Source organism: Sorangium sp. So ce145 (assembly GCF_051525985.1).
Taxonomy (GTDB): Bacteria; Myxococcota_A; Polyangia; order Polyangiales; family Polyangiaceae; genus Sorangium; species Sorangium cellulosum_B.
Genome location: NZ_CP150315.1, coordinates 9,178,811 through 9,192,634 on the forward strand (window position 1 = coordinate 9,178,811; position 13,824 = coordinate 9,192,634).

Annotated in this window: 7 protein-coding genes; 4 read left to right on the top strand and 3 right to left on the bottom strand. The window is 70.6% G+C overall.

Translation table 11 applies throughout. The features are described 5' to 3' along the window. Positions 1-5 precede the first annotated feature (5 nt). Together WMF34_RS34060 and WMF34_RS34065 are read right to left on the bottom strand one after the other, a co-directional pair. Positions 6-3,425 (bottom strand): Kelch repeat-containing protein, encoded by a 3,420-nt coding sequence (locus WMF34_RS34060; protein ID WP_437990426.1) that lies wholly within the window; start codon positions 3,423-3,425, stop codon positions 6-8. Positions 3,426-3,674: 249 nt separating this feature from the next. Continuing rightward, positions 3,675-6,611 carry a hypothetical protein gene (locus WMF34_RS34065; RefSeq protein ID WP_437990427.1) on the bottom strand — a complete coding sequence of 979 codons (2,937 nt, stop codon included), beginning with the start codon at positions 6,609-6,611 and terminating at the stop codon, positions 3,675-3,677. A 397-nt stretch (positions 6,612-7,008) separates the two neighbouring features. On the opposite strand from WMF34_RS34065, the gene WMF34_RS34070 reads away from it, so the two are divergent. The 3 genes from WMF34_RS34070 to WMF34_RS34080 all read left to right on the top strand — a co-directional run bounded on the left by WMF34_RS34070 (position 7,009) and on the right by WMF34_RS34080 (position 10,812). Beyond that, positions 7,009-8,376, top strand: a complete 1,368-nt coding sequence (locus WMF34_RS34070; protein ID WP_437990428.1) for an endo-1,4-beta-xylanase — start codon at positions 7,009-7,011, stop codon at positions 8,374-8,376. A 178-nt stretch (positions 8,377-8,554) separates the two neighbouring features. Beyond that, positions 8,555-9,007, top strand: a complete 453-nt coding sequence (locus WMF34_RS34075; RefSeq protein ID WP_437990429.1) for a hypothetical protein — start codon at positions 8,555-8,557, stop codon at positions 9,005-9,007. Further along, entirely contained in the window at positions 9,004-10,812 is a 1,809-nt protein-coding gene (locus tag WMF34_RS34080) for an FAD-dependent monooxygenase (protein WP_437990430.1), read from the top strand. The genes WMF34_RS34075 and WMF34_RS34080 overlap by 4 nt, the downstream gene beginning before the upstream one ends. Before the next feature lie 213 nt (positions 10,813-11,025). Here the strand turns inward: WMF34_RS34080 and WMF34_RS34085 are convergent, their stop codons facing one another. Then, positions 11,026-12,435 (bottom strand): hypothetical protein, encoded by a 1,410-nt coding sequence (locus WMF34_RS34085; protein WP_437990431.1) that lies wholly within the window; start codon positions 12,433-12,435, stop codon positions 11,026-11,028. A 62-nt stretch (positions 12,436-12,497) separates the two neighbouring features. Here WMF34_RS34085 and WMF34_RS34090 point away from each other — a divergent pair, with 62 nt between their 5' ends. Continuing rightward, complete coding sequence (locus WMF34_RS34090) at positions 12,498-13,493, top strand: TetR/AcrR family transcriptional regulator (RefSeq protein ID WP_437990432.1); 996 nt, start codon at positions 12,498-12,500, stop codon at positions 13,491-13,493. Positions 13,494-13,824: the final 331 nt, after the last annotated feature.

Below are 13,824 nucleotides of genomic sequence, written 5' to 3' on the forward strand. Positions count from 1 at the left end.
ACGGACTACCGAGGATGAGCGCGGCTGGAGCGGCCGCCGACCCGCGACCGCGAGAGTCGGCGCCGAAGCGCGGCTCCGGCGACAGCGAGATAGAAGGCCATGGTTCCGCTACCTGCCGCCGCTGGCCCCATGGTGCAGCCGTGGTCCCGCGGCGATCCCTCTCCGGAGCCGCTCGATGAGCTCGATGACCCGGTGTGTTCGTCGCCTCCGGCCCCCGCAGCGCTGCTCGATGCGGTAGCCGCCCCTGGGCCGCCGGCGCTTCCTGCACCATTCCCGCCGTCGCCGCCCGCAGTGCCCGTCGAGCTTCCGCCCGCCGAGCCAACGGATGAGCTCATTTCGCTTCCGCCGCCGGCGCCGCCCACACCACCAGCGCCGCCCACGGCGCTGTCGCCGCCAACGCCACCAGAGCCGCCAGCACCGCCCACACCGCCAGCACCACCCGCGTCGCCAACGCCACCAGAGCCGCCAGCACCGCCAACGCCACCAGCACCGCCCGCACCACCAGCACCACTTGTGTCGCCAGCACCGCCAGCGCCGCCAACGCCACCAGCACCGCCAGCGCCCCCCGCGTCGCCAGCGCCGCCTACGCCACCAGCGGCGCCCGCGCCACCAGCGCCGCCAACGCCACCAGCAGCGCCCGCGCCACCAGCGCCACCGGCGGCGCCCGCGCCACCAGCATCACCAGCGCCGCCAACGCCACCAGCACCGCCCACGCCGCCGCTTCCGCTGCCAGCGCCGCCCGCACCGCCGTCTCCACCGCCAGCGCCGCCCGCACCGCCGTCTCCACCGCCAGCGCCGCTGTCTCCACCCGGGCCGCAACCATTGTCCCCGGCGCTCCGCGGCTCGGGATCGTACAGCTCCGCGTTCGTGTTCCCGTCCACGACGAGGACCTTGTCGCCCGGAAGCAGCGCGGTCACATGAGCGAGGTGGGACATCACGGTGGATGGGGCGGGTGTCCAGGAGTTCGTCGAAGGACGATAGATCTGCGCGACCGTCCCGCCGATGGCGAGCACCTCGCCCGTCGACAACAGCAGGGCCGAGTTGTTCACGCCCGACCCAATCAACATCGGCCCCGTGGGTGTCCAGACGTTCGTCGCCGGGTCGTAGACCTCCGCCGTCGTGTCGACGACGAGCACGCGGCCGTCCAAGAGCCGCGTCGCCGCAGGGTGGCTCCGAGGCGTCCCCATGGGTGCCGCCAGCGACCAGGTATGGGTCGCTGGATCGTAGATCTCGGCGCTGGCGACCGCTACGGCGGTCGAGGGGCCCGTGCTGTCTTCGAGGCCGTTGCGCCCGCCGACGACCAGCACCCTGCCGTCTTGCAGCAGCGTCGCCGCGTGCTCCGCGCGCCCGACGTTCATCCGCGCCACAGGGACCCAGGTGTCGTCGACCGGCCGGTACAGCGCGGCCGATCGGATCCTGTCGATGGTGTACGGGTCGAGGGGGTCAAAAAACATCTCACCTCCCGCGATGAGCACCTCGCCGCTCCCGAGCAAGGTCGCCGTGTGTTTGGATCGCCACACGCCGTCCGGCGCGGCCAGCGTCCAGACATCCGTCGCCGGATCGTAGATCTCGTTGTTCAACTCCAGCGCTGGAGAGTCGTTCGGGATACCGCCGCTGATGAGCACCCTGCCGTCGGCGAGGCGTGTCAGATCGGGAGAAGACCGCGCGAAGTTCAAGGGAGCCGCCGTGGAGAGCGTCATGCTGGAGGGGTCGTAAAGCTCGTTGACCGCAATCGGGCCGATGCCGCCCGCGATCAGGATCTTTCCGTCCGGGAGCTCCACTGCCTTTGCGAAGTTCCGCGGCGTGTTCACCGGTCCGATCGGCGTCCCTGCGGGAGCGGCCGAGGGATCATAGATCTCGGCCCCCGGATGGCGCAGGCCGCCGACGAAAAGGACCTTGCCATCCGGAAGCAGGGTCGCCGTACCTGCGCGGCGGGCCCCGTCGTTCACGGGACCTGACGAGAACGTTCGCGTGCTCGGATCGTAGACCTCGACCGGGTAGGCAATGTGGAGGTTCGATCCCATGCCCGAGACGACGACCCGCCCATCGCACAGGCGCGTCGCCGTGTGCCTGTCGCGCGGCACGCTCAGCGAGCCCGCGGGCGTCCATGCGTTGGTGTCAGGATCGTAGACCTCGGTCGCGACCCCCCAGCTGGACACCACAAGCACGTCGCCGTCCTCCAGCAAGGTCGCCGTATGCCCGGATCTGGCTTGAAGCATGCTCGGCCCCGGGGTCCACGCGCCGGTGGTGGGGTCGTAGATCTCGACGCTGGAGGAGCTGTTGCTCGCCGCGGTCCTGCCTCCCGCGACCAGCACGCGGCCGTCCAGCAAGCGCGTCGCCGTGTGGTCATTGCGCGTGATGGCCATCGCGGGCGTCGGCGACCAGCCGCCCGTCGCGGGATCGTAGATCTCGGCGGTGGCCGCCGCGAGGCTCCCGGCGACGAGCACCCGCCCGTCGTCGAGCACCGTCGCGGTATGCGCCCCCCGCGCCCAGGTCATGGGCGCGGTGAAGGTCCACGTGTCGGTCGTGGGGTCATAGAGCTCCGCCGTGCCGAGCGCCCCGCCGCCACCCGTGACGAGCACCCTGCCGTCAGCAAGCAGGGTCGCCTGGTGATCCCCCCGCGGCTCGTTCATCGGAGCAGCAGGCACCCAGGCGTCGAGCGCGGGATCGTAGATGGCCGCGGTGGCGACCGCGAACAGCGAGTAATCGGTATCCTGCTTGTATCCGCCCGCGATGAGCACCCTGCCGTCCGCGAGCGAGGTCGCCGTGTGCACCTCGCGGAGCGTCGCCTCGGGTGCGGCCGTGACGGTCCACGCCGGGTCGACGAGGAGCGGCATGCCTGTCTCCTCGACCCAGAGCGAGATCACATCGCCTTGCACGTCCAGCCGGGTCGCGATGCGCCCGAGCGGCGAAGCATAGGCCTCGGGAGCCGACACGAGGATCCGCGCCTCCCCTGCCGCGTCGAGGACCTCCACGCTCGCCCCGCGGCGCTGGAGGCGCGCCCCTTCGACCTGCCACGAGGCGAGCGGTCCTCCGGCCGGCGCCCCTTCCGGGAACCAGAGCCATTCCTCCACACCGTGTCGCTGCGCAGTCCAGAGCGCAAAACCGCCCGCGCGAGGGTACGCGAGGGCGGCGCCGGCCTTCTGGCCTTCGCCGCGCACCCCGAGCTCGCGCACCTCGATGCCGAGCCCGCCCGGCAGGTCGAACCGCACGGCCCCGCTCCCGTCCGAGGGGAACGCGAGCGACAGGCCACCTCGCGACGGGCTCGGCGCGAGCTCGAAGCCCCCCGCGACGGGCCGGAGCGCATCGCCGCCGCGGAGCACGGCCCGGGCGCGCTCCTCGAACTGCGCCTCCAGCGCCTCGACATCGAGCGCGTCGCCCGCAGGCGCCGCACATCCGACGCTGCATGCCAGACCGACGAGCAAGAGCGCCGCCCCCCATCGCACGAAGCACCACGCAGCAAAGCGCCACGCAGGGCCGAGAATCGCCCCTGAGCCCATATTCCTCCTGTTCCTTGCGGACCGCCCGACCGAATCGCGGGTGTCCTCTCCCTGCGGTGCGGCTCGCCCTCCTGACATTCACATCGCCAGGAGGCCATGCCGCTGTGGAGCGCAGGAGGCCCATCGATGGACGATGGCTCGGGTCGCTGCGACCGACCTGCGGAGTCGCTCGACCTATGGCGCCAGCTTCACGAGGAAAGCGTCTTCCGTGCCGTCCGCGGCGAGCGTTCCCCCGCCGAGGTCGACCTCCCCCACCGTGCTGCCAGCGACGAAGGCGTATCCCCCGCTGTCCACGGCGACCGACCAGGCTTGCTGGACGTCGGGACCGGCGAGCTGTGCGACCGACAGCAGGTCGCCCGCGCCGCTCAACCTGGCCGCGAAGGCGTCGTAGTCGCTCTGGCTCCCGGTGGAGAAGGGGCTCCCGACGAAGTCGCCCGACCCATAGAAGCTGCCGCCGAGCAGCACGCTCGCCCCGTCGCTCGCGATGCTCGACACCCACACATGCAGCCCGAAACCTTTGCTCCAGAGGTGGTTGCCGAGCGGATCGAGCTTCGCCAGGAAGGACTCGTTGGCCTCTGGCAAGCTCGACAGCGGCCCGCCGCCGAGATCCAGGGTCGACCCGAACTTGCCCATCACGAAGAGGTTGTCGTCCGCGTCCACCGCGACCGCCCGGCCGGACTGCCACGCGTCGTCGCCGAAGTTCTTGCTCCACAGGTGATTGCCGAGCGCGTCGTACTTCACGATCAAGACGTCGTCCGAGCGCCGCGTGGCCTTCGACAGCGGCCCACCGCCGAAATCGGCGGTCCCCCGCAGCGCGCCCACCACGATCACGTTGCCGGCCCCGTCGGCGGCCGCGCTCCACGGACGCATGTAGTCCGTCCCCACGAAGCCCCTGCTCCAGAGGTGCTCGCCGCCCGGAGAGAGCTTCACGAGGAACGCATAGCGGCCGACCGTGTTCGTCGGAGGGACGCGGCCACCGCCGAAATCGATGCTCGTGTCGGAGCTGCCGGACAGGAAGATGTTCCCCGCGCCGTCGACCGCCAGCGCATCGAGCCACCTGACGCCGCCGGTGCTCAAGCGCTTGCTCCAGAGGTGGGCGCCGGACGGGTCGTATTTCGCCATGGCGATCGCCGGGATGCCGCGGCCGACCGGCCCGCCGCCGAGGTCGATGTCGAGCGATGCCTCGGCGCCCACGAGGAGGACGATGTTGCCAGCGCTGTCCACGACCATGCGCCGGATCGGGGTTGGCGAGAGCGGCGGGCCCACGTCGAAGGCCCTGCTCCATAGATGCTCGCCGGCCGGAGAGAGCTTTCCCAGGAAGATCGCGGGCCCCCCCGGCGCGAGCTCTCCGCCGCCGAGATCCACGGCGCCGCCGAGCGCGCCCAGGAAGACCGCGTTGCCGTCGCCGTCGGCTGCCACCTCCAGGATGGAGTGCTGTACGCCGTCGTCCTGCCTCCCTTCGCCGAGGTGGCACTGCGACGCATCGCCGCCGGTCGATGACGCGAACTCCACCACGAAGCTGTCATCCCAGCCGGGGGAGCAGCCGGGGAAGTTGTAATCGCGGCACCCGATGAGATCGCCTGGCTGGAACTGGCCGTCGTAGCGGCCCGCGAGCATCCCCCGCGGACCTTGTTCGGTGACCTTCCAGGCGAGCCCCGCCGCGCGCTGGTCCTGGGCGTCGCCTGCGCGGCGGCTCCAGAGCGGCGCGCCGCTCCCGTCGAGCGCGGCGTAGAAGAGGTCGTCGCCGCCGGCGCTCGTGAGCGGCCCCGCGCCGAGATCGATCTGACCCTGGAACTCCCCCGCGAGCAGGGACACATCCCCCTCCGCAGAAGCGATGGCCTTGCCGCGCTGATCGGCCTCGTCGCCGAAGCGCGCGCTGTGGAGGTGGTCCCCGGTCACGCTCAGCCAGGCCACGAAGACGTCGCGGCCTCCCGCGCTCACGAGCGGCCCCCCGCCGAAGTCCGCCTGTCCCTCCAGGTCACCTATCAGCAGCACCTCGCCCGTCGCGCGCGCGTCGAGGTCCCCGACATGCTGGTCCTGGGCGTCGCCGAAGCGCTTGCTCCAGAGGTGCTCGCCGTGGGCATCGAGCCTGGCCACGAACACGTCATCGCCGCCCGCGCTCACGAGCGGGCCGCCCCCGAAGTCCGCCTGCCCCTGCAGATCGCCGGCCACGAGGACGTCGTCCGCGCTGTCCACCGCGATCGCCTCGCCGCGCTGGTCCGCGGCGTCGCCGAACCGCTGGCTCCAGACGGCATTGCCGTCAGGATCGAGCTTGGCGACGAACACGTCGTCGCCGCCGGCGCTCACGAGCGGGCCGCTGCCGAGGTCCACCGTCCCCTGGAACCGTCCGGTCACGAGGAGGTTTCCTTCGCTGTCCGCCGCGACCGCCTCGCCGCGCTGATCTGCGGCGTCGCCGAAGCGCCGGCTCCAGACGTGCTGGCCGTCGGCGTCGAGCTTGACGACGAAGATGTCGTCGCCGCCGGCGCTCGTGAGCCGGGCGCCGCCGAGATCCACGGTTCCCTGGAACACGCCGACCACGACGACGTTCCGGGCGGCGTCCACGGTGACGGCGCGCGCCCGCTGTCCGCCGGGGCCGCCGAGCCGCCGGGACCAGAGGGGGATGTACGCCCAGTCGGGATCTTCGCTGTCGCGCACGAGCTTCATCACGAAGGCATCATCGCCGCCGGCGCTGTACATCGAGCGCCAGCCGTTGCGATCCATGGCTCCCGCGAAGTGGCCGGTGACGATCATGCCGCCGTCCGGATCGATGGCGACGTCGGCGGCGACCTGCGCGTGGGCACCGCCGAAGCGCTTGCTCCAGACATGGCCTCCTGTTCCGTCAGCGCCTCCGGTGCCGCCGGCGCCGCCTGTTCCCCCGACACCGCCTGTTCCGCCAGCGCCTCCGGTGCCCCCGACACCGTTCGTTCCGCCAGCGCCGCCGGTGCCGGCGGTGCCGCCTGTTCCCCCGACACCGTCCGTTCCACCCGCACCGCCGGCGCCGCCCGTGCCCCCGACTCCACCGGTGCCGCCCGTGCCCCCGGCTCCGCCGCCGCCCGTGCCCCCGGCTCCACCGGTGCCGCCCGTGCCCCCGGCTCCACCGGTGCCGCCCACTCCCCTTGCGCTCGCCTCGCTGGTAGCCGGAGATGATCCCGCTCCGCTGCTGGAGCCCTCCTGCTCACCGACGTCGCAGGCCAGCGCGGGCACGGTGATGGCCAGCAGGACAGCTGTCCTTGTCAGCCTTCGCGCCCCGCGGACCGATCGCCACCGCCCTCGCGACTCATCCTTCGCGCACATGCATCCTCCACCCGGCTCGCTATGTTGCGCCAGCTCGACAGGACATTCACGAGAAAGCTGGATCCCGTCAGGGTTCACCCGCGTGCGGAAGGAGAAAAGAACACCTACACCGAGACAATTTGTAATTAGTATTACCAAACAAACGGTGCTGGACGCCCTGACTCGCTGTCGCCGGCACGTATCGGGTAGAGTCCGGGTCCGAGGGATCGCACCGATGCGCAAGAATTTGATCTCGATTGGTTTGCTCAGCTGCCTGCTCTGGTCCTGCACCTCCTCCACGTCGACTCCAGACGACGATGCGGCCACGGGCGCCACCACCACCAGCAGCACGGCGAGCACGGCTCAAACGAGCGGAACATCGGCGAGCGCCGGGGGTGGCGCGGGCGGCAACGACGCTGGAGGCAGCGGCAGCACGTCGGCCGGTGGGGGTGAAACGAACGAGGGTGGAAGCGGCGGCACGGACAGCGCTAGCTCTGGAGGCACGGGCGGCGCGGGGACAGGCGGCGAGGGCACGGGCGGCATGCCCGATGAAGGCCCCCCCAAGAACCTCGCGGAGAAGTACGCGAGCCTCTTCCCGATTGGGGCAGCGGTGGATTCGCAGTCGTACATGACGCACGCCGCGCTGCTGAAGACGCACTTCAACAGCGTCACCGCCGAGAACGAGATGAAGTTCGAGTCCCTGCAGAGGAACGAGAACAACTTCACCTACGACGCGGCGGATCGCATCGTGAACTTCGCGGTCACGAACAAGATGAAGGTCCGCGGGCACGCCCTGGTCTGGCACAGCCAGAACCCGGCATGGCTGTTCTCTAACGGCTCTGGCGGCACCGTGTCGAGGCAGACCTTGCTGACACGCATGAAAAACCACATCAGCAACGTCGTGCGCCACTTCCGGGGCAAGGTCTATGCGTGGGACGTCGTGAACGAGGCCATGATGGAGGACGGCTCGTACCGCACGGGCAACCTGGCCGATGGCCAGAGGAGCCGCTGGCACGAGATCCTCGGCGAGAGCTACATCGCGGAGGCCTTCAAGGCCGCGCACGAGGCCGATCCAGACGCCAAGCTGTTCTACAACGACTTCTACAACTACATCCCCGCGAAGCAGCAGGGCATCTACAACATGCTCAAGGGCCTGCTCGACCAGGGCGTGCCGGTCCACGGCGTCGGGCTGCAGGCACACCTCAACATCGAGCCCTCCACGGTGACAACGAACCAGGCGTATCACCAGAACGTGGCCAACATGGAGGAGGCGATCAAGCTCTATTCGTCGCTCGGCCTCGATGTGCAGGTCACGGAGCTCGACATCTCGCTGTACATCCCCGGCGTGACGTACAACCAGAGCACGTTCTACACGACCGCGACCTTCACCGACGCGCTCAAGGCCAAGCAGGCCGCGCGCTACAGGGAGTTCTTCGAGCTGTTCCGGAAGTACAAGTCCGTGATCACGGGCGTCACCTTCTGGGGCATCGCGGACGACAACACCTGGCTGTCCGAGTTCAGCTCCGGGCGCAAGGACTTCCCCCTGCTCTTCGACGTCAATCACACCCCCAAACCCGCCTACGACGCCGTGGTGGGCTTCTGAGGGGTCATGGACGCCCGACGAGCCGGCCTGTCCCGGCTCGCGCTCGCGCTCGTCGAGGCGCGCCCGCGCCGCGGGCGATGACCTGAGCCTCCGGCTCCCACGGGCGTGGCCACTTCCGGCCACCCCATGGCCACTCACGGCCATTGTGCACGTGATTCCCGTGCTTTATCCCTCTGCCATGAGCTCCGAACACGCGCCATCCTCCACGGCGTGGGCCGTGGGCAAGGCCCTCTGCATCGTGTCGGCCGTCGCTTACGGCCTGTTGACCGGGCTGATCGACATCCTCGATCCGCATCACCTCCGGAACCCCGACTGGCCCGGACACGCGAGGTTCCACCTGCTCTGGCAGATCAGCGCCGGCGCCCTCGGCGCGCTCGCTTCCATCTACCTCTTCTGGACGGCCACGCCGCGCACCGTGGAGCGTGTCCGGACAGGCGCCTTCCTGGGTGCTCTCCATATCGGCGGGTTCATCCTGGCCGCCGCCTTCACGAGCGCCGCCGGCGCCGAGTTCGACGCCGGTGGCCGGGTCCTGCTCGGCTTTCTCCCGCCGAACATGCTGCACCTGGGCACGTCCGCAGCCCTGCTCTTCGCCGGCGTCTCCCTGTGTCACAAGAAAGGGGCCGCCACATGAGCCATCACACCGTCTCTGCTCCTGTCGTCATCATCGGCGCTGGCCCCTCAGGGATGGTGAGCGCGCTGTGCCTCGCCAGGCGCGGCATCGACTGCGTGCTCATCGAGCGCCGGCCGGGCCTCGAGAATCACCCCAAGGCCCACGAGCTCTCGGCGCGCTCGATCGAGATCCTCCACGAGCTGGGGCTCGGTCATGGCGAGCTGTCCGCGGAGGCGTCGCCGGAGGAGGACGCCGCCAAGATCCTGTTCTGCGGCACGATCGGCGAGGAGTTCGGCTGCATCGATCTGCGAGCCAACGGCGTCGGGCGCAAGTACCGAGAGCACCTCGAGGCGCCCATGCCTTACCTCAACCTCTCGCAGGTCGAGCTGGAGAAGCTCCTCCGCGGGCGCGTCTCGGCGTCGCCGCGGATCCAGGCGCTCCATCACCATCAGTGGGAGTCCTTCGAGCAGGACGCGGACGGCGTCACGAGCCGGATCACCGACCGGGCGACGGGCGAGACCTTCTCGGTCCGGAGCCAGTACGTCATCTGCTCCGACGGCGCGGGGAGCCGGAGCCGCAAGGCCCTCGGGATCGAGATGAAGGGCCCGGACAAGCTGCTCGACGTCGTCAACGCCTATTTTCAGGCCGATCTGCGCCGCGTGGTCCGCACCCGGGGCAAGCTCTACTTCATCTTCTCCCCCAAGGCGCCGGGCAGCGTGTTCATCGCCCACCACGTCGAGAAGCGCTGGGTCTTTCACCTCCCCGTGGCGACCCCGCACGAGAAGATCGAGGAGTACACGCCCGAGGTGATGAAGAAGAAGATCAAGGCGGCGCTCGGGCGGGACGACGTGGATATCGAGATCACCTCGATGAGCCACTGGCGCATGACGGCGCAGGTGGCGGAGCGCTTCCGCAGCGGGCGCGTCTTCCTGGTCGGCGACGCCGCCCATCGCTTCCCGCCCACGGGCGGGCTCGGCATGAACTCCGGCATCGGCGACGCGCACAACCTGGCCTGGAAGCTCGCGATGGTGATCGAGCGGCGGGCCGCGCCCGGCCTGCTCGACAGCTACGAGGCCGAGCGCCGCCCGGTCATCGAGACGAACTGCGACGAGAGCCGGCTCAACTTCGAGAGGATGAGCGAGGTCGCGGAGGCGTTCGGGATCGAGGTCGAAGAAGCGCAGTGGGTCAACGAGAAGCTGGCGAGCTCCACGATGCGCGCGCTGCCTGCCCCGCTCCGCGCCTGGACCGAGCGGCAGGTCCAGCACTACGGCGAGAGCATCCTCTCGCGGTACCATCGCGATCCCTCGGTGCGAGAGCGTGTCCTCGCGGCCATCGCGCAGCAGAGGTCCCATTTCGACCGGATCGGGCTCGACCTCGGCTACACGTACGAAGAGGGCGCGCTCGTCGGCGACGGCACGAGGCCGCCGGAGGTCGATGATCGGGTGTCCTCGTACCTCCCGTCGACGCGGCCGGGCGCGCGATTCCCGCATTTCTGGCTGGACGGCAACGGGAGACAGCGCGGCAGCCGCTCCATGATCGACTACGGCGCGTCGATCCTGCTGCTCGGCGCGGCCGTCGAGGCGCTGCCCGCGGACCTCGAAGCGCTGGAGGATGTCGAGGCGCGCCACGGCGTCCGGCTGTTCAGGTTCGGCTCGGCCGACATCCCTGCCTGCCACCAGGCCGCGGTGCACGCGCTCGCGCAGATCGAGCAGGACGGCGCGCTCCTGATCCGACCGGACGGGCATGTCGCGTGGCGCCAGCAGCGCGGCGTCACGCTGTCCGTGGAGCTGATCGCGTCGATCGTGGAGCAAGTCTACGGGGTCTAGTTCCACCCACCAGGAGTCCTGCCGCCTGGACGCGCTGGGGGTGGCTCGGGGTACGCGCTGCGGGCGGGGCGATGTCGGCGACGGCGTTCGGCCTGCTAGGGGCGGCGGCAGCGCGGGGGGCGCGCGCCGCGCGGGGGCGGCCGGCGGGGGCTGACAGGCGTCGTGGCGCACTGCGCTCCTCCGCAAGGCCGCGGGCGAGGGGCGGTCGCGGCGTCACGGCGTCATCGGCAGCGCGACCAGGAGGTTCAGGTTGCACATCTCGTTCTGCGTGCCCCACCCCGGCAGCACCGGGGCCTCGGCGTCGCGCGTGTCGAAGGTGCATGTCACCTCGAGCGAGGAGCTCGGGTCGAGCAGCGGGAGCGTGCGATACCAATAGACGCCCTGCCAGTGGACGTCCCAGTCGTTCACGCGCGCGATGCAGCTCTCCTGCGTCCCCGACCTCACGCGCAGGTCGAAGGTGCGCCCGCGCTCGTGCATGTGCGGCATCACGCCGAGCACCTCGATCGGCGGCAGCGCCGGGTCGAGCGTGAGCTCCGCCCGCGTCCTGCGCCATGTGTAGGCGGCGTCCTGCTGGCCGGGCGGCAGCGTGTCCGGGCCGTCCGGCTCGAAGAGGGTCGTCATGAAGCCGTCGTCCCCGATGAACACGGCGCGCCGCTCCACGGTGTCCTCGTAGCGGAGCCGGAGGCGCGTCGAGTCCTCGGCGGAGGCGCCCGCGTGGTCATGGATGTTGTAATGCACCTGGACGACGAAGGCGTCCTTCGCGGAGACCGGCGCCCCGGTGCCGCCGGGGAACTCGACCACGTCCTGCCCGGGCGCCCACGCGAACAGCGGCTGGAACGGCAACTCGTCGGCCGGTCCGCCGAAGCACTCCCAGCCGGGCCGGTCCGGCGAGGCCTCGTCGAGCTCCGTCATCACGTCCTGGTTCGTCTTTCCCTCCGCCAGCGACGCCTCCGAGGGGGTCACCCGATAGACCGTGACGTGATGAACGATGGACCGGACCCCGGGCGTCACCTGATATCCGGTGATGAAGCGGTCCGCGTCGAGGCTCGGGTCCACGGGGAAGCACCTCCACTCGTCGTGGGCCGCGAGGGGATCGGTGGGGTCGACCAAGGGGGTGATCGGCGGTGTCATGTAGTCGACCCCGCCCTCGAGCGTGGGCACGGGCGGGGTGGGCGGCGCGCCCGCGCGATCGCCCTCGGCGCGCGCCCCGGTCGCCCAGCGATGGATGACGTCGAGCTCCTCGGCGGTGAGCGTCTCGTCGTCCTTGAAGTCGCCGCACGAGCCGTCGTGCTTCACAAGGAAAGGGGGCATATGGCCGCCCCGCACCGCGTCGTCGATCGCGCCGGCGCGCGCCTTCGCCGAGACGTAGTCGTCGAGGCGGAAGGGCGCGAGCCCGCCCTCCTGATGACACGCGGCGCACTTGGACGCCGTTATCGGCGCGACGTCCTGCCAGAACGTCGGCTCCTGCGCCGTCTCCGCCTCCTGCGCCGCGCATCCGAGGGAAAGCGCGAGGAGCGGCACGGAGGCCGCGAGGCCGGGCGCGTGGAGGAGCAGGGTCGTCGTTCGCGTCGTTCGCGTCGTTCGCGTCGTTCGCCTCGATGGCCTCTCGTCGTGCTGCTTCAAGCGGACCTCCAGCAACTGTTTACGTCGTACACTGAATTGTGTGTGGTATACGCAGTTGAAGGATGGCTGTCAAACCAAAGAGACGGCGAAAAACTGCGACGGAGTACAGCGGGGGCGGCGACGCCGTGCGCAGCCTCGAGCTCCTCTGGGGGGTCAGGAAGCGGCCGAGCCGGGGGCCCAGGCCCGGCCTGAGCCTCGATCAGATCGTGCGGGCCGCGATCGAGCTCGCCGACGGCGAGGGGCTCTCGGCGCTGTCGATGGAGCGGGTCGCCGGGAAGCTCGGGTTCACCACGATGTCGCTGTACAGGTACGTGCCGGGCAAGGCCGAGCTCCTGGATCTCATGCTGGACACCGCGGCGGGGGAGCTGCCCCTCGTGGACAGCGTCCCCGGGGGATGGCGGGCCAAGCTCGAGGCGGCGGCGCTCGCCGACTGGGCGCTCTACCACCGCCACCCGTGGTTCTTGCTCGTGACGCCGGTGCGCCCCGTGATGGGGCCGAACGGGATGGCGGCGTACGACGCGGAGCTCCGCGCGGTCTGCGGGATCGGCCTCACCGGCCGCGAGGTGCTCTCCGCCGTCCACCTCGTCGACGGGTACGTCCGAGGCGCGGCGAGGCTCTCGGTGGACGCGGTCGAGGCCGAGCAGGAGACCGGCGTCACCGACGAGCAGTGGTGGTCCGAGCGCGCGTACTTCTGGGACAAGCTCTTCGACCCGGGGCGCCACCCGACGATGGCGAAGCTGATGCGCTCGGGCGCGTTCGACGACCACCCGTTCACGGAGGACGTGTTCCTGTTCGGCCTCCAGCGCGTGCTCGACGGCATCGAGGCGCTCGTCCGGTCGCGCTCCGGTCAGTGTGACGAAAGTCCCGAAACGTCACGACCCCCGGCGCGCGTTGGTGACGAAACTCCCGGCGACGCCCCCCGGCGTGACGAGGGGCCGACGTGCGCGCAGTGCGGCCGCGAGATCGCTCAGCCTGCCACGGGGCGGCCGCGGGCTTACTGCTCGCGGGCGTGCCAGCAGCGCGCTTACCGGGCGCGCAACGCGTCCGACGGGCGGTGATCGCCGCCCCTGTGCGCCTGCCGCCGAAGCGTGGCCGTACCCCTCAGCGCGGCCAGCATCCAGGCCGGCGCCCACCAGCAGCGGTGGAGCAGCCGGCGGTCGACGCGCGCGAAGCCGGCCTCGTGCAGCAGCGCCGCTCGCGCAGGCTGCGGAGTGAAAGCGGCCCCCTGGTCTAGGCGCCGACCCCGATCGGTGATGCCGCGAGCCCTTGACCGTCGTCGATGCGGCGGCGGAGGGCCTGGACCGCGGTCGATGCGGCGGCGGAGGGCGCCCCGTCGGGCCACGTCGGAGCTACCCGCGGCGGCGAAACAGGCGGAAAACCATGGAAATT

Bases quoted from the DNA above. Each gene is read 5' to 3' on its own strand.
- WMF34_RS34070 (WP_437990428.1), top strand. From the start codon at position 7,009: ATGCGCAAGAATTTGATCTCGATTGGTTTGCTCAGCTGCCTGCTCTGG.
- WMF34_RS34075 (WP_437990429.1), top strand. From the start codon at position 8,555: ATGAGCTCCGAACACGCGCCATCCTCCACGGCGTGGGCCGTGGGCAAG.
- WMF34_RS34080 (WP_437990430.1), top strand. From the start codon at position 9,004: ATGAGCCATCACACCGTCTCTGCTCCTGTCGTCATCATCGGCGCTGGC.
- WMF34_RS34090 (WP_437990432.1), top strand. From the start codon at position 12,498: ATGGCTGTCAAACCAAAGAGACGGCGAAAAACTGCGACGGAGTACAGC.